Genomic DNA, 21755 nt, shown 5'->3' with positions numbered 1-21755 from the left:
GAAATTTGTTACAGATAGAACAATTAACATTAAGAGAGGGGGAAAATGGTCAATCGATTTCAGATATGGAAGAAAGCTACGATTATTGTGACGTTAGGGGGATTTTTTTCGACTGTTTATATAATAGAAGCTAATAGCTTGCAGGAAGTGCATGATGGTTCGTTTTATTTTTTGAAACGTGGCATGTCTGCTTATAAAAATGGGCAGATAAATCAGGCTATTTCAGCGCTACATTGTGCCGCTAAGAGAGGTCATATTGGTGCGAATTGGAAACTTGGCTCTATTTACGCAAACGGTGATGGTGTCCCTAAAGATGATTACAAGGCCTATCATTTTTTTGCATACATCGTTGAAAAAGGTACAGATCTTGGCTCAGAGGATCAAAGTTATGTCTCTGATGCATTGGTTAGGCTTGCTGGGTATATAAAAAAAGGTATCCCTCAATCACCTGTGAAACCTAATCTCTCTTATGCGACTCGTCTTTATATGCAGGCTGCGGTGAACTATGGAAATCCTAAAGCTCAGTATCAATTAGGAAAAATATTTTTAAAGGGAGAGGGAAGGGAGAAGAATCTTATACAAGCAGCACGATGGTTTCAACTTTCAGCAAAAAAAGGAAATTCTTCTGCCCAAGCGATGCTCGGAAATATGCTGATTCAAGAAGGAAAAATCATTCGCGGGACGGCAATGTTAACTGCAGCCTATGAAAAAGCTGACGTAAAAGATAAAAATTGGATTTACCCTTTGCAAGAAAAGGCCTTTGCTCTTTGTAATGAATTTGAGAGACGTACAGCAATTTCACTGGTTGCTGATATTTTAAAAAATAAGAACTTTTAACTATCTAATTGTAATATTTTTTACATTCTCTTATTCGTTATTAAACTCTATTGTTTTTTGTGTTCAAGTTTATAGTAGAGAGAGCTTTTTCGATGATATAAAGCTAATGACTTAGGATTTTAGACAAAAACTCTTGCGTTCTTGGTGTTCTAGATTGTGGATTAGAAAAGAATTCTTTAGATGAACAGTCTTCAAGAATTGTTCCTTGATCCATGAAAATAACACGCTCAGAGACTTTTTGTGCAAATCCCATTTCATGCGTTACACACATCATTGTCATCCCTTCTTCGGCTAAGCTGATCATGACGTCAAGTACTTCACCTACCATTTCAGGATCTAGAGCAGAGGTTGGTTCATCAAAAAGCATAACAAGTGGATCCATGGTTAAAGCACGCGCAATAGCAACACGCTGTTGTTGCCCTCCAGAGAGTTGTCCCGGATATTTGTCTTTATGTTCAATGAGTCCAACGCGTTCAAGATACAACAACCCACGTTCAAGTGCTTCTTTTTTGCTTCGTTTTAAGACTTTGATTTGTGCAATTGTCAAGTTTTCTGTGACAGATAAGTGAGGAAAAAGCTCGAAGTGCTGAAAGACCATTCCTACATGGCTACGCAATTTAGGCAGATTTGTTTTTTTTGAATGAACTGGTGTTCCATCAATCCAAATTTCACCTTTTTGAAAAGGAACAAGAGCATTAATTGTTTTAATGAGTGTTGATTTTCCTGAGCCTGATGGCCCACAAACTACAACAACTTCTCCTTTGTTAATATTGGTTGTACAGTTTTTAAGAACTTTAATTTCGCCATACCAATTAGAAACATTTTTTATTTCGATCATATGCGTAGACATTTTTTTTCCTATTAGCGAATAATGGATACTTTTTTTTGTAAATATAAAACGATTTGTGACAGTGTAAAACAGATAACAAAATAGAAAATAGCTGCTAAAATATAAGCTTCTTGCTTTACACCAAAATTATTAGCAGCAATATCAAAACCATTCAAAAGGCTATGACCGCTGATAGCATAAACAAGGGTTGTATCCTGAAAAAGGATAATAACTTGTGTTAAAAAGACTGGAAGCATATCTCTAAAGGCTTGAGGAAGAATGACAATGTACATACTTTGCCAATACGTCATCCCAAGAGCTTGTCCTGCATATTTTTGTCCTTGCGGAACCGAATTGATACCAGCACGCATAATTTCAGCAAAATAAGCTGTTTCAAATGCGGTAAAGGTAATAAGTGCTGATTTATTGGCGCCGATAGATGTCCCCGTTAAAAAAGGCAGAAGCACAAAAAACCATAAGATAACCATCACAAGTGGTATCGAACGCATCGCTGTTATGTAAACGATTGCAACCCAAGAAAGAAGTTTTATGGAAGAAAGGCGCATCATTGCTAAAAGTGTGCCGAAAACAAATCCCAATATCGTTGCAAAAAGCGTTAGAAAAACGCTAAAGAGTAAACCTGATAAAATATAAGAACGAAATACATCAAAGGTAAAAAAGGAAAAATCAAAGTCGGAAAAATTGAAAGGAAAATAAAGTCCAAACTGAGAGCTTATGAAATTTATCATATTCAATTTCCCTTTGTTTGAAAATTAGGAATTTTGAGCATTTGTTCAATGACTGTCATTACAATGAATACGAATAAAGCTATAAGAATATAAAGAATCGTAACAAGCAAATAGTTTTCGTAAACATGGCTTATTTCTTCAATTGCTTGGTATTGAAATTGCATGAGCTCATTTATTGAAACGGCGAATGCTATAGACGAATTCTTTACAATGCCCATTGCTTCTGAAGTAAGCGGCGGCATAATTGTCCGAATAGCACGTGGTAATATGATATAGCGATAACTTTGATAAGTTGTAAACCCCATTGCCATAGCAGCATAGCGTTGTCCTGAAGAAATCGCTTCAATGCCTGAACGAACCTGTTCTGCAATACGTGCCGATGTAAAGAACCCCAACGCGCATGTTACTAAGAGAATAGGGGAAAATTTCATCGCTGGCGGATAAATCTTAGGAACAACAAAATACCATAAAAATACCTGTACAAGAAGGGGAATATTACGCATAATTTCTACCCAAATAGTCCCGATCGTGCGAACAACACAATTGATGATGGACGTTTTAGGTAAAGTGCGCATTGTTCCTATAATAACACCACAAAATATAGCTAATATAAGTGAAGTGATGGACAATATAACCGTATTTTTTAAGCCATCAAGAAGTGTATCTAAATAGGTATGACTTACGCCGGGCGTGCCCAAGCATCCCGTTACTAGTGTTTGAGTAAGGTCATCTCTACAAAGGAAAGAAAAGTCCATTAATTGATATTCCCTCAAATTAGTCATTCACAAATAGGACAATAAATTAAGCGTATCTACATAAGCAGAATTTATTAAAAAGTGAACTAAAATATAAACCACACTCAATTTTTAAAGAGTGTGGTTCTTCTTTTCAAATTCTATAAATCTTTTTCTGTGTAGCTTTCCCGAGGCTTATTGTTTGGGTGATCCCAAGCATATCTTGTTTGTTTTGATAAGGGAAGGTTCATAACAGTATTTGCAGGCGGAATCGGTTTCATAAACCACTTATTATAAAGCTTTTCAAGTGATTCGTCTTTAATTTGACGTAGGATACTATCATTGATTGCTTGTTCAAATGGTTTGTCATGTAATCTCAGCATGCAGGCGATGGGTTCAACTGAAAGTACGGTGTCAAGAATGACGTAATCCGATGGATTTTTTGATTTTGCAATATGTCCTGCAAGAATTGAGGCATCCATAACAAATGCATCGGCACGACCTGATTCGAGTAATAAGAAGCTATCTCCGTGGTCTTTTCCTTTAATGACCTTAAAGTGAATGTTTTTTGCACGTTTGTTTTTACGAATAAGTTGAACAGATGTCGTACCGGTGGTCGTTGCAACTGTTTTTCCATTTAAATCATCAAGAGATTTAATGTTAGAGTTTTTCTTTACAGCAATCCGAACTTCTTCAACGTATGTTGTATAAGCAAATGCCGCTTCTTTGCTGCGTGCAATATCATTTGTTGTTGAACCGCACTCAAAATCATAGGTCTTATTTTTTAAGAGGGGAATTCTATTTTGAGATGTGATGGGAAGATAATGGATTTTAATCGGTTTACCAATTTTTTTTGAGATATCATCAATGATACGTTCTGCCATTTCTGTATGAAAGCCTACATATTTATTATTACCAAGGGCGTAGGCCAAACCAGATGATTCACGAACACCTAAAGTGATTTCCCCTGTTTGTTTTATTTTTTCAAGCGTATCATTTTCAGCATGCGCGACGCTTGTGAGCCCAATGGCTGCTGCTGCAATAAACATTAACAATGATTTCTTCATTTATGTCCTCCATTCATTGATTTTTATTTTAGTTACTTAAGATATACTGTTTGAACGGTGTAGCATAGTTATTCTTCTGAGTGGAATTTTTTTGTTATCTTATGAGGTGAGAGTTATACTTTCTTAATTGATATTAAGATGAATCCAGACAGGAACATGGTCGGATGGTTTTTGGTATCCCCTTACTTCTGTTTGACTATGAGCGCAAATAAGGTGATCAACTGCTTCTGGTGATAAGAGTAAATGATCAATGCGAATCCCATTATTTTTAGGCCATGCTCCAGCTTGGAAATCCCAAAAACTAAAGGAAGGTGTATCGGTGACATTTCGGATAGCATCGTAAAGACCTAAATGAAGGATACGCTGGAATGCTTTTCTTGTTTTTTGAAGAAATAAGGCATCTTGATTCCATTCTTGAGGGTTTTTTGCATCGAGTGGGGTAGGGATGACATTATAATCACCGGCTAGAACAAGGGGCTCCTCATAGGCAAGCAGTGATTTTGCATGTTCATATAACCTTTCCATCCATTCCATTTTATAGGAATATTTTTCACTCTCAATAGGATTTCCATTTGGCAAATAGAGAGATGCAATACGCACAACACCTTTGTTTGTCGAATAAACGGCTTCAATGTAACGTGTTTGTTCATCATTATTGTTGCCTGGTAATCGACGGATCACTTCATCCGGTGTTTTTTTAGAAAGAATTGCAACGCCATTAAAACTTTTTTGTCCGTGTGTTTCTATATGATAGCCTAGATTTTCTATTGCATCACGTGGAAAATTTTCATCAATACTTTTAATTTCCTGTAGACAGACTATGTCTGGCTGACTCTTCTGTAGCCATTGATATAATGTCTCATGTCGTGCTTTTATTCCGGCAATATTCCACGTTGCTATTTTCATGGCGCTCATCATTCGATATCGAGTATGCAATTTAAATTGCTGAATTAATGTTTTACTGCAGTCACATTATTGCTTTTTTTTATTTATAGGGCGATATTACTATGGTAAATTGATTTATCAAGAGTCCTGATAAAGGCAAATTTAAAGTTTTAAAATTTAATTTATTTTGATTTTTGAAAACTTTCTGCTGTTTAGTTCTTGACGAATGTCTGTGTTCTCGCTATTAGAGGCGAACATAACTGATGTGGAGATGACCGTTTATTTTGGATATGAAGCAAAAGGTCATTTAAACGGGTGTTAAGAAGATTAAAAGCAAATGCTAGTGCAAAAGGCTATTGCCTTCTCTGCTTATGATCGGGTAGACTGTTTTTAACAGCTATGCCCGATTTTGTGTGTAGAATTAGACATCTGTTCCTATTCTGTTGGAGTGGATGGAAATAGAAATAGAAATGCCCGATTGGGTGAGACGAATGTAGATCGAAAAGAGGAAGGTTACATGCCTACCGTAAACCAGTTGATTCGCAAGCCGCGTGTGGCGCCAGTTAAACGTAATAAGGTTCCTGCTCTGCAGTCGAATCCTCAGAAGCGTGGTGTTTGTACGCGTGTTTATACAACAACACCGAAGAAGCCTAATTCTGCTCTTCGTAAAGTTGCTAAAATTCGTTTGACGAATGGATTTGAAGTGATTGGTTATATTCCCGGAGAGGGACATAATCTTCAAGAGCACTCTGTTGTGATGATCCGTGGTGGTCGTGTGAAAGATTTGCCAGGGGTTCGTTATCACATTATTCGTGGTTTGCTTGATACTCAAGGTGTCAAGAATCGTAAACAGCGTCGTTCAAAGTATGGCGCGAAGCGTCCGAAATAATATTGAGAGACAAAGCCAATGTCCCGTCGTCATAGAGCAGAAAAGCGTGAAATTAATCCAGATCCTAAGTTTGGTGATTTGGTTATTACAAAATTTATGAATGCCATTATGTTTGATGGTAAGAAGTCAGTTGCAGAGCGTATTGTTTATGGTGCGCTTGATTCTGTAGAGAAAAAAGTAAAAACAGATCCAGTAGATCTCTTTCATCGGGCTTTAGAGAACGTTGCTCCTCATATTGAGGTTCGTTCTCGTCGTGTTGGGGGGGCTACTTATCAGGTTCCGATTGATGTTCGTCCTGATCGTCGTCAGGCTCTTGCTATTCGTTGGTTGATTTCGGCAGCGCGTGGGCGGAATGAGACGACGATGATTGAGCGTTTATCTGGTGAACTCATGGATGCAGCTAATAATCGCGGTTCTGCCGTGAAAAAGCGTGAAGATGTTCATCGTATGGCTGAGGCTAACCGCGCATTCTCGCATTATCGCTGGTAGAAGTTTTAAACTAAGGCAAATATAATGGCTCGCGAATATAAAATTGAAGATTATCGTAATTTTGGTATTATGGCGCATATTGATGCCGGTAAGACTACGATGACTGAACGTATTCTGTTCTATACGGGTAAGAATCATAAAATCGGTGAGACCCATGATGGTGCTTCTACGATGGATTGGATGGAGCAGGAACAAGAACGCGGCATTACCATCACATCTGCTGCGACGACGACTTTTTGGGAAGGGCGTGATGGTCGCAAGCGTCGCTTTAATATCATTGATACGCCAGGACACGTTGATTTTACTATTGAGGTTGAGCGTTCTTTGCGTGTTCTTGATGGGGCGATAGCGTTATTGGATGCGAATGCTGGTGTTGAGCCTCAGACGGAAACTGTTTGGCGGCAAGCTGAGAAATATCGCGTGCCGCGTATGGTTTTTGTTAATAAAATGGATAAAATAGGTGCTGATTTCTATCGCAGTGTAGAAATGGTTGGTTCTCGGTTGGGGGCTAAGGCACTTGTTTTGCAGCTGCCAATTGGTGCTGAAAATGACTTTGAAGGTGTTGTTGATCTCGTTGAGATGAAGGCTTTAAAGTGGGATGGTTCTATTGGTGCCTCAGCAGTGATAAGTGAAATTCCTTCTGACTTAAAGGAAAAAGCTGAAGAATATCGCGAAAAACTTATTGAAATGGCTGTGGAGGTTGATGAGGCTGCTATGGAGGCTTATTTGGAAGGTGTTATGCCAACCAATGAGCAACTTGTTGCTCTCATTCGTAAGGGAACCGTAGAGGTTCAGTTTCATCCTGTTCTTTGTGGTACGGCTTTTAAAAACAAGGGTGTACAACCGCTTTTGGATGCTGTTGTTTCTTATCTTCCTTCTCCGATTGATATTCCGGCGATTAAGGGTGTTGATGTGAAGACTGAAGCTGAGACGACGCGTGAATCTTCTGATGAAGCTCCGCTCTCTATGCTTGCTTTTAAAATTATGAATGACCCTTTTGTTGGTTCGTTGACTTTCTGTCGTATTTACTCTGGTAAGGTTCACAAAGGTATTTCTCTTGAGAATACTGTGAAGAAGAAGAAAGAGCGTTTGGGGCGTATGCTTCAAATGCATTCAAATTCTCGTGAGGATATTGAAGAGGCATTCGCTGGTGATATTGTTGCTCTTGCTGGTCTTAAGGAGACAACAACAGGTGATACGCTTTGTGATCCTTTGAAACCTGTTATTTTGGAGCGGATGGAATTTCCAGAACCTGTTATTGAGATTGCAATTGAACCGAAAACAAAAGCAGATCAGGAAAAAATGGGTATTGCTCTTAATCGTTTAGCTGCGGAAGATCCTTCGTTTCGTGTTAAGTCGGATGAGGAATCAGGTCAGACTATTATCGCTGGAATGGGTGAACTTCATCTTGATATTATTGTCGATCGTATGCGGCGTGAATTTAAGGTTGAAGCAAATGTAGGGCAGCCTCAAGTTGCTTATCGTGAGTCAATTACTAAAATGGCGGAAATTGACTATACCCATAAAAAACAATCGGGTGGCGCTGGTCAATTTGCTCGTGTAAAGATTATTTTTGAGCCTCATGAAGGTGATGATTTTATTTTTGAGTCGAAGATTGTTGGTGGTGCTGTTCCTAAAGAATATATTCCGGGCGTTCAAAAGGGGATTGAAAGTGTTATGGGGTCGGGTCCTCTTGCGGGATTCCCTATGCTCGGTGTAAAGGCAACACTCATTGACGGTGCTTATCACGATGTTGATTCGTCTGTGTTGGCTTTTGAGATTGCTGCTCGTGCTGCTTTTCGTGATGGAGCAAAGAAGGCTGGTGCACAGCTTCTTGAACCAATCATGAAGGTGGAGGTTGTTACACCAGATGATTATGTTGGTGATGTTATTGGTGATCTCAATTCTCGTCGGGGGCAGATTTCAGGAACTGAAGCACGCGGTATTGCAACGGTTGTGAATGCGATGGTTCCATTGGCAAATATGTTTGGTTATGTGAATACCCTTCGCTCTATGAGCCAAGGGCGTGCACAGTATACGATGCAGTTTGATCATTACGAGCCTGTCCCTTCGGCTGTTGCTTTGGAGATTCAAAAGAAATACGCGTAATTTCAGGTTGGTAAATTAATTTTTAACTTAGTCCGTGGCTTGGACAGAAAATGGAGAGCTCAAATGGCAAAGAGCAAATTTGAACGAACGAAACCGCATGTTAATATTGGTACGATTGGTCACGTTGATCATGGGAAGACTTCATTGACAGCAGCGATTACGAAGTTTTTTGGTGAGTTTAAAGCATATGATCAAATTGATGCAGCACCAGAAGAGCGTGCCCGTGGTATTACCATTTCTACAGCACACGTTGAATATGAAACGGAAAATCGTCACTATGCTCACGTTGATTGTCCAGGACACGCAGATTATGTGAAAAACATGATCACAGGGGCAGCGCAGATGGATGGTGCTATTCTTGTTGTTTCTGCAGCTGATGGTCCAATGCCTCAGACACGTGAGCATATTTTGCTTGCTCGTCAGGTTGGTGTTCCAGCGATTGTTGTTTTTCTTAATAAAGTTGATCAGGTTGATGATACCGAACTTTTGGATCTTGTAGAGCTTGAGGTTCGGGAGCTTTTATCCAAATATGATTTCCCAGGAGATGATGTTCCAATTGTAAAGGGTTCTGCGTTGGCTGCCCTTGAGGATAAGGATAAGAGCATTGGTGAAGATGCGGTTCGTCTTTTGATGAGTGAGGTTGATAATTATATTCCAACCCCTGAGCGTCCTGTTGATCAACCATTCTTGATGCCGATAGAAGATGTGTTTTCGATATCGGGACGTGGAACGGTTGTTACGGGTCGTGTTGAGCGTGGTGTTATTAAAGTTGGCGAGGAAATTGAGATTATCGGTATTCGTCCAACATCTAAGACGACGGTGACGGGTGTTGAAATGTTCCGCAAGCTTTTAGATCAAGGTCAAGCTGGTGATAATATTGGTGCGTTGCTTCGTGGTGTTGATCGTGAAGGGATTGAGCGTGGTCAGGTTTTAGCGAAGCCTGGGTCGGTTACTCCTCATACACGTTTTAAAGCCGAGGCTTACATTTTGACGAAAGATGAAGGAGGTCGTCATACGCCTTTTTTCACGAATTATCGTCCACAATTTTACTTCCGTACGACGGATGTTACGGGTATTGTTACGCTTCCCGAAGGAACAGAAATGGTTATGCCCGGTGATAATGTTGCGATGGATGTGTCATTGATTGTGCCGATAGCGATGGAAGAGAAGCTTCGTTTTGCTATTCGTGAAGGTGGTCGTACTGTTGGTGCCGGTATCGTCTCTAAGATCATTGAATAAATAATGCTTGTTGAGCGCCTTAATTATTGAAGGCGCTTTATATGACAGGGAAATAAAGAGCATGAACAGTCAAAATATTCGCATTCGCTTGAAAGCGTTTGATCATAGAATTCTTGATACATCGACACGTGAGATTGTATCGACTGCTAAGCGGACTGGTGCAAATGTCCGTGGTCCTATTCCGCTTCCGACGCGGATTGAGAAATTTACGGTCAATCGTGGACCGCATATCGATAAGAAGAGCCGTGAGCAATTTGAAATGCGTACCCATAAGCGTCTTCTTGATATTGTTGATCCAACGCCACAAACAGTGGATGCGCTTATGAAGCTCGATCTTTCTGCTGGTGTGGATGTAGAAATTAAGCTCTGAGGTTTGAGGACAGAAGGAACAGACCCGATGCGTTCAGGTGTAATAGCACAGAAGCTGGGCATGACCCGTATTTATAATGATGCTGGTGAGCATGTGCCGGTGACAGTACTTCGTTTGGAGAATTGTCAAGTCGTTGCTCAGCGTACAGTTGAAAAGAATGGTTATACTGCTGTTCAATTAGGTGTAGGCTTTGCTAAGGTTAAGAATACTTCACAAGCTCTTCGTGGACATTTTGCTAAGGCTTCTGTTGAGCCTAAAGCGAAAATAGCAGAGTTTCGTGTCAGTCCCGATAATCTTCTTGATATCGGTACAGAGATTACAGTGGAACATTTTGTTCCAGGACAGAGAGTTGATGTGACTGGTACCAGTATTGGTAAGGGGTTTGCTGGTGTTATGAAACGGCATAACTTTGGCGGGCATCGTGCTTCCCATGGTAATTCGATTACACATCGTGCTCATGGTTCTACAGGGCAGTGCCAAGATCCTGGTAAAGTGTTTAAAGGGAAAAAAATGGCTGGCCATATGGGGCAGGTGCGTGTAACAACACAAAATATTGAAGTTGTTTCCACTGATATTGAGCGTGGTTTAATTTTAGTGCGTGGTGCTGTTTCTGGTTCGAAGGGGTCTTGGATCTTGGTAAGAGATGCCGTGAAGAAACCTCTTCCTGATAATGCTCCAAAGCCTGCTGGTATTCGCCGTCTTGTGAAGGAGAAAACAGAAATGGTTACTCCGGTGATGGAAACCTCTGAAGTTGAGGGAGCCTAATAATGGATCTTGTAATTAAAACACTTGATGGAAATGAAGCTGGTAAATTAAAAGTTTCTGAGTCTATCTTTGATCTTGTCCCACGTGAGGACATTTTGCAACGTGTTGTTCGTTGGCAGCTTGCTCGTCGTCAACAGGGAACGCATCAGTCCCAAGGGCGGTCTGATGTGTCACGAACGGGGGCAAAGATGTTTAAACAAAAGGGAACTGGGCGTGCTCGACATTCATCTGCACGTGCACCACAGTTTCGAGGTGGGGGTAAAGCACATGGGCCGGTGGTTCGTAGCCATGCGCATGATCTTCCTAAAAAGATTCGTGCCCTTGGGTTACGTCTTGCTTTATCTGCAAAATTAAAAGCAAAAGATTTAATTATTGTGGATGAGTTGACTGTTAAAGATGCTAAAACGAAAAAGCTTGTTTCTCATTTTTCTAAACTTGGCTTTAATAATGCTCTGTTGATTGGTGGTAAAGAGATTGATATTAACTTTTTTCGTGCAGCATCGAATATCCCTAATATCGATATTTTGCCCATCCAGGGAATTAATGTTTATGATATTTTGCGTCGCAGCAAACTTGTTTTATCAAAGGCAGCTGTTGAGGCTCTTGAGGAGCGTTTTAAATGACAGATCTTCGCCATTATGATGTAATTATTAGTCCAGTTATTACTGAAAAGTCGACTATGATTTCTGAATATAATCAAGTTGCTTTTAATGTCGCGCCGAAAGCGACGAAACCTGAAATTAAGGCTGCTGTTGAAGCGCTTTTTAGCGTGAAAGTAAAAGCAGTTAACACGATCGTCCGTAAGGGTAAAGTGAAACGTTTTAAAGGTATTGTTGGTCGGCAGAGTGATGTCAAAAAAGCGATCGTAACTCTGGCCAGTGGTCAGACTATCGACGTTTCGACAGGTCTTTAAAGAGGCTCGGAGATAGGAATAATGGCACTTAAGCAATTTAATCCAACGACACCTGGGCAGCGTCAGCTTGTCATTGTGGAACGTTCTTGTCTTTATAAGGGAAAACCTGTAAAGATGTTGACAGAAGGTTTGTCTTCAAAGGGAGGACGTAATAATCGCGGTCGTGTCACTGCTCGTTTTCAGGGTGGTGGTCATAAACGGAGTTACCGTTTTGTCGATTTTAAGCGTCTTAAGCGTGATGTTTCAGCGAAAGTTGAGCGTTTAGAGTATGATCCTAATCGCACTGCTTTTATTGCACTCATTCGCTATGAGGATGGACAATTAAGTTATATCCTTGCACCACAGCGCCTTGGTGTTGGTGATTGTGTCGTTGCTGGTTTAAATGTTGATGTTAAACCAGGAAATGCTATGCCCCTTGGTAATATGCCGGTAGGCACAATTATTCATAATGTTGAAATGAAGCCGGGAAAAGGGGGGCAGATTGCACGTTCAGCGGGTACTTATGCGCAGTTGGTCGGGCGAGATCATGGCATGGCTATTCTTCGTTTGAATTCTGGTGAACAGCGTTTGGTCTCTAGCAGCTGTTTTGCAACGGTTGGTGCTGTTTCAAATCCTGATCATGGGAATATTAATGATGGTAAGGCAGGTCGGTCACGTTGGCGTGGTAAGCGTCCACATGTTCGTGGTGTTGCTATGAACCCCGTTGATCATCCACACGGTGGTGGTGAAGGTCGTACATCGGGGGGGCGTCACCCAGTGTCTCCTTGGGGTAAACCTACGAAAGGTAAGCGTACGCGCTCCAATAAAGCCACTGATAAGTTTATTATGCGTACGCGTCATCAGCGCAAGAAATAAGAAAGGTAGTCTGAAGTGGTTCGTTCAGTTTGGAAAGGTCCGTTTGTTGACGGCTATCTTCTTGGTAAAGCAGAGAAGGTACGTGCAAGCGGGCGCAATGAAGTTATAAAAATATGGAGTCGTCGCTCTACTATTTTGCCGCAATTTGTTGGTTTGACTTTTGGTGTTTACAACGGCAATAAGCATATTCCTGTTTCTGTTTCTGAAGAGATGGTTGGACATAAGTTTGGTGAGTTCGCTCCTACCCGGACTTATTATGGTCATGGTGCCGATAAAAAAGCGAAGAGGAAGTAGGAATGGGAAAAGCTAAGGTTCCACGCCAGCTTAAAGATAATGAAGCAAAGGCTGTCACACGAACGATTCGTGTTAGTCCGCAAAAGCTTAATTTGGTTGCTGCAATGATTCGTGGTAAAAGAGTTAATGTAGCGCTCGCTGATTTAATGTTTTCGCGTAAACGTATTGCTGCTACTGTGAAAAAAACGCTTGAATCAGCGATTGCAAACGCAGAAAATAATCACGATCTTGATATTGATTCGCTTGTTGTCGCCGAGGCTTATGTTGGTAAGTCGATCGTGATGAAGCGCTTTCATGTTCGTGGTCGCGGGCGTGCTAGTCGAATTGAGCGTCCATTTTCACATCTTACTGTTATTGTTCGTGAAGTTAGCGAAGTGGAGGCCGCGTAATGGGTCAGAAGATCAATCCAATAGGACTTCGTCTTGGTGTTAATCGGACTTGGGATTCTCGTTGGTATGCTGATAGTGGTGAATATGGACGTCTTCTTCATGAAGATTTGAAAATTCGCTCTTATGTGCTTGAAGAGCTTAAACAGGCTGCGATATCTAAGGTTGTTATTGAGCGTCCTCATAAAAAATGTCGTGTTACGATTCATTCTGCACGTCCTGGTTTGATTATCGGTAAAAAGGGTGCTGATATCGAAAAGCTTCGTCGTAAGCTTTCAGAAATGACTAATGCTGAGACTTCGTTGAATATTGTGGAGATTCGTAAACCAGAGATTGATGCGACGATTATTGCACAATCAATTGCTCAACAGTTAGAGCGTCGGGTTGCTTTTCGTCGCGCCATGAAGCGTGCTGTTCAGTCTGCTATGCGTCTTGGTGCAGAAGGTATTCGTATCAATTGTTCTGGTCGTCTTGGTGGTGCTGAAATTGCGCGTATGGAATGGTATCGTGAAGGTCGTGTTCCACTTCATACCTTGCGTTCTGATGTCGATTACGGTACAGCAGAAGCTAAGACCGCTTACGGTATTTGTGGTATTAAAGTTTGGGTCTTTAAGGGTGAGATTCTTGAACATGATCCGATGGCTTCGGAACGTCGTGCTACGGAAGCTGATCAATCTGGTTCTTCATCGAATCGTCGCCGCGAAAATGCTTAGTTTTTGAAATTGAACTAAAATTTGGAGTAGAGAACAATGTTGCAGCCAAAGCGCACAAAGTTCCGTAAGCAGTTCAAGGGCCGTATTCACGGTGTTGCGAAGGGTGGTACGGATTTGAATTTCGGTGCCTACGGTTTGAAAGCTGTTGAACCGGAGCGGGTTACTGCTCGTCAAATTGAAGCGGCACGTCGTGCGATTACACGTTATATGAAACGTTCTGGTCGTGTATGGATTCGCATTTTTCCAGATCTTCCGGTTACATCTAAACCAACGGAAGTTCGTATGGGTAAAGGTAAGGGAAGTGTTGATTATTGGGCTGCACGTGTTGCTCCTGGGCGCATCATGTTTGAGCTTGATGGGGTTCCTGAAGATGTTGCACGTGAAGCACTAAGGTTGGGCGCTGCAAAGTTGCCTATCAAAACGCGTTTCATCCAGCGGATTGCTGAATAAAGAGGTTAAGCGATGAGAGCCAGAGAATTACGGGCGCAAACGCTCGACCAAATGAAAGATGAATTGGCTAAACTAAAGAAAGAGCAATTTAATTTGCGCTTTCAAAAAGCAACAGGTCAATTAGAAAAGACTGCACGTGTTAGACAAGTCCGTCGTGATATTGCGCGCATTAAGACTTTTCTTCGTCAAAAGTTAAGTGAAAGTAAGGTTTAAGGAAATAAGAGATGCCTAAACGCGTTTTGCAGGGTGTTGTTATTAGCGACAAAAGCGATAAAACTGTTGTTGTTAAAGTTGAGCGTCGTTATTCTCATCCGCTTCTGAAAAAGACTGTTCGGCAGTCTAAAAATTATAAAGCGCATGACGAAAACAACCAATTCAAGATTGGGGATCAAGTTTCTATTCAGGAATCTAGACCAATTTCGAAAGATAAATGTTGGATTGTTGTAAAAGACAATGTAGCATAATGAGCTAAGTTTATTGTTTTAGAATTTAACAGTGGTTTTTCGTTGATAAATTTGAAGACGATGACTTTGTGTATATTTGGCAGGCAAGTCTGAGTGTATAAAAGATACAAGCGGATATATATGTTAAGAAAAGGTGGCCAGTCATGATTCAGATGCAAACAAACCTCGACGTTGCTGATAATTCTGGTGCTCGTCGTGTCATGTGCATCAAGGTGTTAGGCGGTTCAAAGCGGAAATATGCTTCGGTCGGTGACATTATTGTTGTTTCGGTTAAGGATGCTATTCCTCGTGGCCGTGTTAAAAAAGGTGATGTTATGAAAGCTGTTGTGGTGCGTACTGCTAAGGATATTCGTCGCGCAGATGGTAGTGTCATTCGTTTTGATAGTAATGCTGCGGTTTTAGTGGATAATAAAAAAGAGCCGATCGGTACGCGTATCTTTGGACCTGTCCCCCGTGAATTGCGTGGGAGGAATCATATGAAGATCATCTCACTCGCTCCTGAAGTGTTGTAAGGAGTTAATGTTATGCAGAAGATTCGAAAAGGTGATAGAGTTGTTGTTTTATCCGGTAAGGATAAAGGCTCGAGTGGTGAAGTAATTAAGGTTAGTCCAAAAGAGAATAAGGCTTTTGTTCGTGGGATTAATATGATTAAACGTCATCAACGTCAAACGCAGAAGCAAGAAGCTGGAATTATTTCTAAAGAAGCTCCGATTCATCTGTCTAATTTGGCGATTGCTGATCCTAAAGATGGTAAGCCTACGCGTGTAGGCTTTCGTGTGAATGCAGATGGTAATAAGGTACGTTTTGCCAAGCGTTCGGGAGAGTTGATTAATGGCTGAGGAAAGACAAATACCGCGTATGAAAGCGTATTATTTTGAGGTGATTCGTAAAGCACTTCAAGAGAAGTTTAATTACAAGAATGCGATGCAAATTCCGCGGATTGATAAAATTGTAATTAATATGGGGATAGGTGAAGCAACTGCTGATTCAAAGAAGCCTTCCCTTGCTGCTGAGGATTTAGGTCTCATAACAGGTCAGAAGGCTGTTGTTACTCGTGCGCGTAATTCTATTGCGACCTTTAAGGTTCGTGAAGGAATGCCTCTTGGGGCTAAAGTGACATTGCGTAAGGATCGTATGTTTGAGTTTTTGGATCGTCTTGTTACGATTGCTCTTCCACGCGTTCGTGACTTTCGTGGTTTAAATCCAAAGAGTTTTGATGGTCGTGGCAATTTTGCTATGGGTATTAAAGAACACATTGTGTTTCCAGAAATCAACTATGATAAAGTTGATCAAATTTGGGGCATGGATATTATCGTTTGTACGACAGCAAAAACGGATGATGAAGCGCGTGAGTTATTGCGTGCTTTTAATTTTCCTTTTCGTTCGTAACGGCAAACGTAGCGAGGTGAAATTATGGCCAAAGTAAGTGCCGTTGAAAAAAATAAGCGTCGTGAGGTGATGGTGAAGCGTTATGCTGCACGTCGTGCACGTTTGAAAGCAATCGTTATGGATCAGAAGGTTTCTCTTGAGGAACGTTTTAAAGCTTCTGTTCAGTTGGCAGAATTGCCGCGCAATTCTTCGAAAGTTCGTATTCGTAATCGCTGTGAGGTTTCGGGTCGTCCTCGGGCTTATTATCGTAAGTTAAAAATGTCACGGATTGCATTGCGTGAACTTGGCTCTATTGGCCATATTCCTGGTATTGTAAAATCTAGTTGGTAAGAGGAGATTATTTAATGTCTATGTCAGATCCTCTTGGTGATATGTTAACGCGTATTCGTAATGCACTTGGTCGTAAAAAAGGCAAAGTGGTTACTCCAGCTTCGAAGCTTCGTGCCCACGTTCTTGATGTCCTTCAGTCGGAAGGTTATATTCGCGGATATAATCGAGTTGATTTGGGTGATGGAAAAGCTGAACTTGAAATCGAATTGAAGTATTTTGAAGGGATGGCTGCTATTCGTGAGATTTCACGTGTGTCAAAGCCTGGTCGTCGTGTGTATGTCTCTGCTAAGTCACTTCCACAGGTGGCAAACGGTTTAGGTATTTCGATCTTATCGACTCCTAAAGGCGTTATGGCTGATCATGAAGCGCGTGAACAGAATGTTGGTGGAGAACTCCTTTGTCGTGTTTTCTAATTATGTCCAAGAAAACGGAAGAAAAAGTAGGTTAGAACAATGTCTCGTATTGGAAAAAAACCCATTTCAATTCCTTCTGGGGTTACTGCTACTGTTGAAGGTCAGCTGGTTAAGGCCAAAGGTCCAAAAGGTGAATTAAGTTACGTCGTTAATGATGAAGTCTTAGTTAAATTCGAGGACAATGTCATATCCGTTATGCCGCGGGATCAGTCAAAAGATGCGCGCTCTAAATGGGGTATGTCACGTTCAATGATTGAAAACATTTTTTGTGGTGTAAAAGATGGTTTTGAAAAAAGGTTAGAGATCAATGGGGTTGGTTATCGTGCAGCTTTACAGGGTAAGGATATTCAACTCTCTCTAGGCTTTTCACATGATGTGGTTTATAAAGTTCCATCAGGTGTTACTGTAACTGTTCCTAAGCCCACAGAGATTGTTATTTCTGGAATTGATAAACAGCAAGTTGGACAAGTTGCAGCGGAGATTCGCGAGTATCGTAGACCTGAGCCTTATAAAGGTAAAGGTGTTAAGCATGCAGATGAACGTATCTTCCGTAAAGAAGGTAAAAAGAAATAAGGATTTTGTATTATGGTTTCATCTAAGGACATTATCCAGCGTCGTGCAAGACGTGTTCGTCGTAGAATCAAGATGGTTTCTCATGATCGTCCACGGCTTAGCGTTTATCGTTCAAATCAGAACATCTACGCGCAAGTTATTGATGATTTACGGGGATGTACACTTGTTTCAGCTTCTACTCTTGAAAGTGATTTGAAAAAATCATTAAAAAGTGGGGCTGATAAAGAAGCCGCTTTTGCTGTGGGTAAGTTAATTGCTGAGCGTGCAAAGCAAGCTGGTGTTAATGAAGTGGTTTTTGATCGTGGCGCTTATGTGTACCATGGTCGAGTAAAAGCTTTGGCTGAGGCTGCTCGTGAAGGTGGTTTGAATTTTTAAAGTTTCCTCCTTACGGATGGGGATGGATACTTTAGAGTATTTCGTTTAAGTTCTTCCGATTTGATGAAGGGCTTTGTTATCGTGCTTCCGGAAAAGAAAAAGGAATGAGGAATGGCACAAAAAGAACGTGGTGAAAGAGAAGAACGCGATCGCGATAATGAGTTTGTCGATAGACTCGTTCATATTAATCGTGTTGCTAAAGTTGTAAAGGGTGGTAGGCGTTTTGGTTTTGCTGCTCTCGTTGTCGTTGGAGATCAAAAAGGGCGTGTGGGCTTTGGACACGGTAAGGCTCGTGAAGTTCCTGAAGCCGTTCGTAAAGCAACGGAATCTGCAAAACGTGGAATGATTTATGTCCCACTTCGGTCTGGACGTACATTGCATCATGATCTTGAAGGTCGTCACGGGGCTGGGCGTGTTTTGCTTCGTTCAGCGTCTGCTGGTACTGGTATTATTGCTGGGGGACCGATGCGTGCTATTTTTGAAGCTCTTGGTATGCAGGATGTTGTTGCAAAATCACTAGGATCATCAAATCCTTATAACATGGTTCGTGCAACATTTGATGCACTAAAACATCAAATGCATCCGAGAGATATTGCTGCTCAGCGTGGTATAAAATATTCGACTTTGCAGGCGCGTCGTCGCCATTTAGTCGACGTAGAAGGGTAGTTTCTGAGATTGTCAGAAAAGGAATTAGGAAATGGTTCAGAAAAAATCTCAGAGTGGTAAAACTGTGACAGTAGAGCAAATTGGAAGCCCTATTCGAAATTCACAGATTCAGCGTGCAACCTTGAAGGGGCTTGGGCTCAATAAAATGCGTCGCCGGCGCGTTTTGGAAGATACACTTTGTGTACGGGGTATGATTGCTCGGGTTCGGCATCTTGTTCGCATTATAGATGAAGATTAAAGGTTGCGGGAGTATTAGATATGAAACTCAATGAACTACGTGATTGCAAAGGCGCAACAAAAAATCGTAAGCGTGTTGGCCGTGGTATTGGTTCGGGGACTGGTAAGACTGGTGGTCGTGGTGTAAAAGGGCAAAAATCCCGTTCTGGCGTCTCTCTTAATGGTTTTGAAGGTGGGCAAATGCCTATCTATCGGCGTTTACCAAAACGTGGATTTAAAAATTTCTTTTCTAAAGCTTATAATGAAGTCTCACTGGGACGTATTCAGTTGGCCGTTGATGCTGGTAAGTTGAACATTGAAAAGCCTGTTGATATGATTGCTTTGAAAGAGGCTGGTATTATTCGTCGCGAGAAAGACGGAGTTCGCCTTCTTTCTGATGGTGATTTGAAAGCTAAGATTATCTTTCATGTTTCTGGTGCTTCACAAGCTGCTCGTGTTAAGATCGAAAAAGTGGGAGGTCAGGTTATTTTTCCTGATGTTGTTCAATAGTTTTTTGATATAAGTCGTGATTTAAAGAAGAGGTATATCTATTCTTTTGAATATTTTGTGGAGAATAGTTTAAGTTCTGCAATTATTTATGTATAAAGATATGAATTTTAGAGTTATAGTTCTGTGATTTAAAGAACTGGAGTGTGAAGTGGAGACGTTTTATGGCATCAGCAGCAGAGCAATTTGCTTCCAATATAAACTTCGGTACTTTTTCGCGTGCAACTGAATTAAAAAAACGCATATGGTTTACTCTGGCAGCGCTTCTTGTCTATCGTTTCGGTACTTATATTTCTCTTCCAGGTATTAATATCGACGCTTTGCGGCAAACATTTGAGCATCATGCATCCGGTGTCTTAGGACTTTTTAATATGTTTGCTGGAGGCGCTGTTGGGCGTATGGCAATTTTTGCCTTGGGTATTATGCCCTATATATCGGCATCTATTATTGTACAATTACTCACGTCTGTTATTCCTTCTTTGGAAACTCTTAAAAAAGAAGGAGACGTTGGTCGTAAGGTTATTAATCAATATACGCGTTATGTGACAGTCGTATTGGCTATTCTGCAGGCTTTTGGTATTGCGGTTGCTCTTGAAAGTGGTATAGGAACAGGGCTTCAAATTGTTGTAGAACCAGGTTTCATGTTTCGTGTCTCTTCTGTTATTACACTTGTTGGGGGGACAATGTTTCTCATGTGGCTTGGTGAGCAAATTACCTCACGCGGTGTTGGTAATGGAGTTTCTCTCATCATTTTTACAGGGATCGTAGCCAATTTCCCTTCCACTTTTGCTCAGCTTTTGACCGCGCATAGTCAAGCTGATCTATCAACTTTTCTTTTAATTGCAATCGTTTTTATTGCTGTTTTGGTTATCGGACTTATTGTTTTTATAGAGCGTGCGCAACGGCGAATTATTATTCAATACCCGAAACGTCAGGTTGGTAATCAAATGTTTCAAGGCGATATGTCGCATCTTCCTTTAAAATTGAATACTGCTGGTGTTATTCCGCCTATTTTTGCTTCATCTTTATTGTTATTACCCGCCACTATTAATAATTTTTCTGATAAAATGCCACAATGGATGCAAACTATTTCTTATTCTCTTGGTCATGGGCAGCCACTGTATATGATTGTTTATGCATTTTTAATGGCGTTTTTTTGTTTTTTTTATACAGCTATTGTGTTTAATCCGAGTGATACTGCGGATCAGTTGAAGAAACATTCTGGTTTTATTCCAGGAATTCGTCCAGGTGAGCGTACAGCGGAATATATTGATTATGTTTTGACGCGTATTACTGTTGTGGGCGCTATTTATATTATTTTGGTTTGTTTGCTCCCTGAATTTATGATATCTGCATTCCAGGTTCCTTTTTATCTTGGGGGGACGTCTTTGTTGATTGTTGTGACTGTTACTCTTGATACGGTTGCTCAAATCCAGGGGCATCTTGTTGCGCACCAATATGAAGGGTTGATAAAAAAATCAAAACTTCGTGGAGGTCGAAGAAATCGATGAGAGTTGTTCTTTTAGGTCCTCCTGGAGCGGGAAAAGGCACGCAAGCTAAAATGTTGACGGAGGAATATAATATTCCTCATTTATCAACAGGAGATATGTTGCGTGAAGCTATTGCTAAAGAAACGGAAGTTGGTAAAAAAGCTGAAGCTATTATAAGTTCTGGTTCTTTGGTTCCCGATAGTCTTGTTAATCAAATCGTGTCAGATCGGATTGATGAAGCTGATTGTATAAATGGTTTTATTTTGGATGGATATCCAAGGACTGTAGGACAGGCAGAAGCATTACAACAGATCCTTGAGTCAAAAAATATGCGTCTTGATGCCGTTATTGAGTTGCGTGTTGATGAAGATGCATTGATTGAGCGTATGAAAAAGCGTGTTCAGGAGACAGTCGCGGCTGGTGGACAGATCCGTTTAGATGATAACCCTGTTGCTTTTGCAAAAAGATTAGTAGAATATCGTGAAAAAACGGCTCCTTTATCAAAATTTTATTCAGAAAGAGAAATGTTGAAGGTCATTGATGGAATGATTGGTATTGCTGAAGTAACACGTATGATTAAAGGTTTTCTTTCATGAGATTTTTTTTAGAAGGAAATGAAAAGAGTTGACTTTTGAGATAAAATCTATCACAAACAACTTTAATTTATTTCAGTTGAATAAGCGGATTCGGAAGAATTTTGTTCTGAGTCTATTTTTTTTCTGTAAGGTACATCAGGTATTTTATAACAATTTGTCAACA

Annotated in this window: 33 protein-coding genes; 28 read left to right on the top strand and 5 right to left on the bottom strand. The window is 40.8% G+C overall.

Annotated features, from left to right (window positions below; translation table 11 throughout):
* Positions 1–45: 45 nt before the first annotated feature.
* Complete coding sequence (locus tag FJG96_RS07545; protein ID WP_139413408.1) at positions 46–837, top strand: tetratricopeptide repeat protein; 792 nt, start codon at positions 46–48, stop codon at positions 835–837.
* A 103-nt stretch (positions 838–940) separates the two neighbouring features.
* Here the strand turns inward: FJG96_RS07545 and FJG96_RS07540 are convergent, their stop codons facing one another.
* From FJG96_RS07540 to xth, 5 genes are all read right to left on the bottom strand, one after another.
* The gene (locus tag FJG96_RS07540) at positions 941–1687 is read right to left on the bottom strand and encodes an amino acid ABC transporter ATP-binding protein (RefSeq protein WP_139413407.1); all 747 of its coding nucleotides are present in this window, start codon (positions 1685–1687) and stop codon (positions 941–943) included.
* An 11-nt stretch (positions 1688–1698) separates the two neighbouring features.
* A complete protein-coding gene (locus FJG96_RS07535) occupies positions 1699–2415 on the bottom strand; it encodes an amino acid ABC transporter permease (protein WP_139413406.1) in 717 nt (238 codons plus the stop codon).
* A gap of 2 nt (positions 2416–2417) precedes the next feature.
* The gene (locus FJG96_RS07530) at positions 2418–3170 is read right to left on the bottom strand and encodes an amino acid ABC transporter permease (protein WP_139413405.1); all 753 of its coding nucleotides are present in this window, start codon (positions 3168–3170) and stop codon (positions 2418–2420) included.
* A gap of 140 nt (positions 3171–3310) precedes the next feature.
* Positions 3311–4216, bottom strand: a complete 906-nt coding sequence (locus FJG96_RS07525) for a transporter substrate-binding domain-containing protein (protein WP_139413404.1) — start codon at positions 4214–4216, stop codon at positions 3311–3313.
* A 123-nt stretch (positions 4217–4339) separates the two neighbouring features.
* Complete coding sequence (gene xth / locus FJG96_RS07520; RefSeq protein ID WP_139413403.1) at positions 4340–5122, bottom strand: exodeoxyribonuclease III; 783 nt, start codon at positions 5120–5122, stop codon at positions 4340–4342.
* A 496-nt stretch (positions 5123–5618) separates the two neighbouring features.
* On the opposite strand from xth, the gene rpsL reads away from it, so the two are divergent.
* The 27 genes from rpsL to FJG96_RS07385 all read left to right on the top strand — a co-directional run bounded on the left by rpsL (position 5619) and on the right by FJG96_RS07385 (position 21592).
* Positions 5619–5990, top strand: a complete 372-nt coding sequence (gene rpsL, locus FJG96_RS07515; protein ID WP_005773262.1) for a 30S ribosomal protein S12 — start codon at positions 5619–5621, stop codon at positions 5988–5990.
* Between the two features lie 18 nt (positions 5991–6008).
* Positions 6009–6479: a 30S ribosomal protein S7 gene (gene rpsG / locus FJG96_RS07510; RefSeq protein WP_005773264.1), complete on the top strand. Its 471-nt coding sequence runs from the start codon at positions 6009–6011 to the stop codon at positions 6477–6479.
* A gap of 24 nt (positions 6480–6503) precedes the next feature.
* On the top strand, positions 6504–8588 hold the full coding sequence (gene fusA, locus FJG96_RS07505; RefSeq protein ID WP_139413402.1) for an elongation factor G: 2085 nt from the start codon (positions 6504–6506) through the stop codon (positions 8586–8588).
* 63 nt (positions 8589–8651) lie between these two features.
* The gene (tuf, locus tag FJG96_RS07500; RefSeq protein WP_039761634.1) at positions 8652–9827 is read left to right on the top strand and encodes an elongation factor Tu; all 1176 of its coding nucleotides are present in this window, start codon (positions 8652–8654) and stop codon (positions 9825–9827) included.
* Between the two features lie 61 nt (positions 9828–9888).
* Positions 9889–10197, top strand: a complete 309-nt coding sequence (gene rpsJ, locus FJG96_RS07495; protein ID WP_005773267.1) for a 30S ribosomal protein S10 — start codon at positions 9889–9891, stop codon at positions 10195–10197.
* 27 nt (positions 10198–10224) lie between these two features.
* Positions 10225–10962 (top strand): 50S ribosomal protein L3, encoded by a 738-nt coding sequence (gene rplC, locus FJG96_RS07490; protein WP_139413401.1) that lies wholly within the window; start codon positions 10225–10227, stop codon positions 10960–10962.
* A 2-nt stretch (positions 10963–10964) separates the two neighbouring features.
* Positions 10965–11585, top strand: coding sequence for a 50S ribosomal protein L4 (rplD, locus tag FJG96_RS07485; protein WP_139413400.1), 621 nt, complete (start codon positions 10965–10967; stop codon positions 11583–11585).
* Positions 11582–11875 carry a 50S ribosomal protein L23 gene (locus FJG96_RS07480; RefSeq protein WP_005773270.1) on the top strand — a complete coding sequence of 98 codons (294 nt, stop codon included), beginning with the start codon at positions 11582–11584 and terminating at the stop codon, positions 11873–11875. The genes rplD and FJG96_RS07480 overlap by 4 nt, the downstream gene beginning before the upstream one ends.
* A 21-nt stretch (positions 11876–11896) precedes the next feature.
* On the top strand, positions 11897–12730 hold the full coding sequence (rplB, locus tag FJG96_RS07475; RefSeq protein ID WP_139413399.1) for a 50S ribosomal protein L2: 834 nt from the start codon (positions 11897–11899) through the stop codon (positions 12728–12730).
* Between the two features lie 15 nt (positions 12731–12745).
* On the top strand, positions 12746–13024 hold the full coding sequence (gene rpsS / locus FJG96_RS07470) for a 30S ribosomal protein S19 (RefSeq protein ID WP_004855734.1): 279 nt from the start codon (positions 12746–12748) through the stop codon (positions 13022–13024).
* Between the two features lie 2 nt (positions 13025–13026).
* The gene (gene rplV, locus FJG96_RS07465) at positions 13027–13413 is read left to right on the top strand and encodes a 50S ribosomal protein L22 (protein WP_139413398.1); all 387 of its coding nucleotides are present in this window, start codon (positions 13027–13029) and stop codon (positions 13411–13413) included.
* Positions 13413–14123, top strand: coding sequence for a 30S ribosomal protein S3 (rpsC, locus tag FJG96_RS07460; RefSeq protein WP_005773275.1), 711 nt, complete (start codon positions 13413–13415; stop codon positions 14121–14123). The genes rplV and rpsC overlap by 1 nt, the downstream gene beginning before the upstream one ends.
* Before the next feature lie 36 nt (positions 14124–14159).
* Complete coding sequence (gene rplP, locus FJG96_RS07455; protein WP_139413397.1) at positions 14160–14573, top strand: 50S ribosomal protein L16; 414 nt, start codon at positions 14160–14162, stop codon at positions 14571–14573.
* A 12-nt stretch (positions 14574–14585) separates the two neighbouring features.
* On the top strand, positions 14586–14786 hold the full coding sequence (rpmC, locus tag FJG96_RS07450; RefSeq protein ID WP_120100732.1) for a 50S ribosomal protein L29: 201 nt from the start codon (positions 14586–14588) through the stop codon (positions 14784–14786).
* 11 nt (positions 14787–14797) lie between these two features.
* The gene (gene rpsQ / locus FJG96_RS07445) at positions 14798–15037 is read left to right on the top strand and encodes a 30S ribosomal protein S17 (RefSeq protein ID WP_012231991.1); all 240 of its coding nucleotides are present in this window, start codon (positions 14798–14800) and stop codon (positions 15035–15037) included.
* A 143-nt stretch (positions 15038–15180) separates the two neighbouring features.
* Positions 15181–15549 (top strand): 50S ribosomal protein L14, encoded by a 369-nt coding sequence (gene rplN, locus FJG96_RS07440; protein ID WP_004855715.1) that lies wholly within the window; start codon positions 15181–15183, stop codon positions 15547–15549.
* A 12-nt stretch (positions 15550–15561) separates the two neighbouring features.
* A complete protein-coding gene (gene rplX / locus FJG96_RS07435; protein WP_139413396.1) occupies positions 15562–15876 on the top strand; it encodes a 50S ribosomal protein L24 in 315 nt (104 codons plus the stop codon).
* On the top strand, positions 15869–16426 hold the full coding sequence (rplE, locus tag FJG96_RS07430; RefSeq protein ID WP_100129417.1) for a 50S ribosomal protein L5: 558 nt from the start codon (positions 15869–15871) through the stop codon (positions 16424–16426). Before rplX ends, rplE begins: the two co-directional genes overlap by 8 nt.
* 24 nt (positions 16427–16450) lie before the next feature.
* Complete coding sequence (gene rpsN / locus FJG96_RS07425) at positions 16451–16756, top strand: 30S ribosomal protein S14 (protein WP_005773283.1); 306 nt, start codon at positions 16451–16453, stop codon at positions 16754–16756.
* Positions 16757–16770: 14 nt separating this feature from the next.
* Complete coding sequence (gene rpsH / locus FJG96_RS07420; RefSeq protein WP_139413395.1) at positions 16771–17169, top strand: 30S ribosomal protein S8; 399 nt, start codon at positions 16771–16773, stop codon at positions 17167–17169.
* A gap of 39 nt (positions 17170–17208) precedes the next feature.
* Positions 17209–17742, top strand: a complete 534-nt coding sequence (rplF, locus tag FJG96_RS07415) for a 50S ribosomal protein L6 (RefSeq protein WP_005773285.1) — start codon at positions 17209–17211, stop codon at positions 17740–17742.
* Positions 17743–17754: 12 nt separating this feature from the next.
* Entirely contained in the window at positions 17755–18117 is a 363-nt protein-coding gene (rplR, locus tag FJG96_RS07410; RefSeq protein WP_120122465.1) for a 50S ribosomal protein L18, read from the top strand.
* A 111-nt stretch (positions 18118–18228) separates the two neighbouring features.
* Positions 18229–18783: a 30S ribosomal protein S5 gene (gene rpsE / locus FJG96_RS07405; protein ID WP_139413394.1), complete on the top strand. Its 555-nt coding sequence runs from the start codon at positions 18229–18231 to the stop codon at positions 18781–18783.
* A gap of 31 nt (positions 18784–18814) precedes the next feature.
* Entirely contained in the window at positions 18815–19021 is a 207-nt protein-coding gene (gene rpmD, locus FJG96_RS07400) for a 50S ribosomal protein L30 (protein ID WP_005773288.1), read from the top strand.
* A gap of 20 nt (positions 19022–19041) precedes the next feature.
* Complete coding sequence (rplO, locus tag FJG96_RS07395) at positions 19042–19509, top strand: 50S ribosomal protein L15 (RefSeq protein ID WP_139413393.1); 468 nt, start codon at positions 19042–19044, stop codon at positions 19507–19509.
* Between the two features lie 161 nt (positions 19510–19670).
* The gene (secY, locus tag FJG96_RS07390) at positions 19671–21017 is read left to right on the top strand and encodes a preprotein translocase subunit SecY (protein ID WP_139413392.1); all 1347 of its coding nucleotides are present in this window, start codon (positions 19671–19673) and stop codon (positions 21015–21017) included.
* The gene (locus tag FJG96_RS07385; RefSeq protein ID WP_139413391.1) at positions 21014–21592 is read left to right on the top strand and encodes an adenylate kinase; all 579 of its coding nucleotides are present in this window, start codon (positions 21014–21016) and stop codon (positions 21590–21592) included. Before secY ends, FJG96_RS07385 begins: the two co-directional genes overlap by 4 nt.
* Positions 21593–21755 lie beyond the last annotated feature (163 nt).

It is taken from the genome of Bartonella mastomydis, from assembly GCF_900185775.1.
Classification (GTDB): domain Bacteria; phylum Pseudomonadota; class Alphaproteobacteria; order Rhizobiales; family Rhizobiaceae; genus Bartonella; species Bartonella elizabethae.
This window is presented reverse-complemented; position numbering and strand designations above follow the sequence as displayed.

Bases quoted from the DNA above. Each gene is read 5' to 3' on its own strand.
- FJG96_RS07545 (WP_139413408.1), top strand. From the start codon at position 46: ATGGTCAATCGATTTCAGATATGGAAGAAAGCTACGATTATTGTGACG.
- FJG96_RS07540 (WP_139413407.1), bottom strand. From the start codon at position 1,687: ATGTCTACGCATATGATCGAAATAAAAAATGTTTCTAATTGGTATGGC.
- FJG96_RS07535 (WP_139413406.1), bottom strand. From the start codon at position 2,415: ATGATAAATTTCATAAGCTCTCAGTTTGGACTTTATTTTCCTTTCAAT.
- FJG96_RS07530 (WP_139413405.1), bottom strand. From the start codon at position 3,170: ATGGACTTTTCTTTCCTTTGTAGAGATGACCTTACTCAAACACTAGTA.
- FJG96_RS07525 (WP_139413404.1), bottom strand. From the start codon at position 4,216: ATGAAGAAATCATTGTTAATGTTTATTGCAGCAGCAGCCATTGGGCTC.
- xth (WP_139413403.1), bottom strand. From the start codon at position 5,122: ATGAAAATAGCAACGTGGAATATTGCCGGAATAAAAGCACGACATGAG.
- rpsL (WP_005773262.1), top strand. From the start codon at position 5,619: ATGCCTACCGTAAACCAGTTGATTCGCAAGCCGCGTGTGGCGCCAGTT.
- rpsG (WP_005773264.1), top strand. From the start codon at position 6,009: ATGTCCCGTCGTCATAGAGCAGAAAAGCGTGAAATTAATCCAGATCCT.
- fusA (WP_139413402.1), top strand. From the start codon at position 6,504: ATGGCTCGCGAATATAAAATTGAAGATTATCGTAATTTTGGTATTATG.
- tuf (WP_039761634.1), top strand. From the start codon at position 8,652: ATGGCAAAGAGCAAATTTGAACGAACGAAACCGCATGTTAATATTGGT.
- rpsJ (WP_005773267.1), top strand. From the start codon at position 9,889: ATGAACAGTCAAAATATTCGCATTCGCTTGAAAGCGTTTGATCATAGA.
- rplC (WP_139413401.1), top strand. From the start codon at position 10,225: ATGCGTTCAGGTGTAATAGCACAGAAGCTGGGCATGACCCGTATTTAT.
- rplD (WP_139413400.1), top strand. From the start codon at position 10,965: ATGGATCTTGTAATTAAAACACTTGATGGAAATGAAGCTGGTAAATTA.
- FJG96_RS07480 (WP_005773270.1), top strand. From the start codon at position 11,582: ATGACAGATCTTCGCCATTATGATGTAATTATTAGTCCAGTTATTACT.
- rplB (WP_139413399.1), top strand. From the start codon at position 11,897: ATGGCACTTAAGCAATTTAATCCAACGACACCTGGGCAGCGTCAGCTT.
- rplV (WP_139413398.1), top strand. From the start codon at position 13,027: ATGGGAAAAGCTAAGGTTCCACGCCAGCTTAAAGATAATGAAGCAAAG.
- rpsC (WP_005773275.1), top strand. From the start codon at position 13,413: ATGGGTCAGAAGATCAATCCAATAGGACTTCGTCTTGGTGTTAATCGG.
- rplP (WP_139413397.1), top strand. From the start codon at position 14,160: ATGTTGCAGCCAAAGCGCACAAAGTTCCGTAAGCAGTTCAAGGGCCGT.
- rpmC (WP_120100732.1), top strand. From the start codon at position 14,586: ATGAGAGCCAGAGAATTACGGGCGCAAACGCTCGACCAAATGAAAGAT.
- rpsQ (WP_012231991.1), top strand. From the start codon at position 14,798: ATGCCTAAACGCGTTTTGCAGGGTGTTGTTATTAGCGACAAAAGCGAT.
- rplN (WP_004855715.1), top strand. From the start codon at position 15,181: ATGATTCAGATGCAAACAAACCTCGACGTTGCTGATAATTCTGGTGCT.
- rplX (WP_139413396.1), top strand. From the start codon at position 15,562: ATGCAGAAGATTCGAAAAGGTGATAGAGTTGTTGTTTTATCCGGTAAG.
- rplE (WP_100129417.1), top strand. From the start codon at position 15,869: ATGGCTGAGGAAAGACAAATACCGCGTATGAAAGCGTATTATTTTGAG.
- rpsN (WP_005773283.1), top strand. From the start codon at position 16,451: ATGGCCAAAGTAAGTGCCGTTGAAAAAAATAAGCGTCGTGAGGTGATG.
- rpsH (WP_139413395.1), top strand. From the start codon at position 16,771: ATGTCTATGTCAGATCCTCTTGGTGATATGTTAACGCGTATTCGTAAT.
- rplF (WP_005773285.1), top strand. From the start codon at position 17,209: ATGTCTCGTATTGGAAAAAAACCCATTTCAATTCCTTCTGGGGTTACT.
- rplR (WP_120122465.1), top strand. From the start codon at position 17,755: ATGGTTTCATCTAAGGACATTATCCAGCGTCGTGCAAGACGTGTTCGT.
- rpsE (WP_139413394.1), top strand. From the start codon at position 18,229: ATGGCACAAAAAGAACGTGGTGAAAGAGAAGAACGCGATCGCGATAAT.
- rpmD (WP_005773288.1), top strand. From the start codon at position 18,815: ATGGTTCAGAAAAAATCTCAGAGTGGTAAAACTGTGACAGTAGAGCAA.
- rplO (WP_139413393.1), top strand. From the start codon at position 19,042: ATGAAACTCAATGAACTACGTGATTGCAAAGGCGCAACAAAAAATCGT.
- secY (WP_139413392.1), top strand. From the start codon at position 19,671: ATGGCATCAGCAGCAGAGCAATTTGCTTCCAATATAAACTTCGGTACT.
- FJG96_RS07385 (WP_139413391.1), top strand. From the start codon at position 21,014: ATGAGAGTTGTTCTTTTAGGTCCTCCTGGAGCGGGAAAAGGCACGCAA.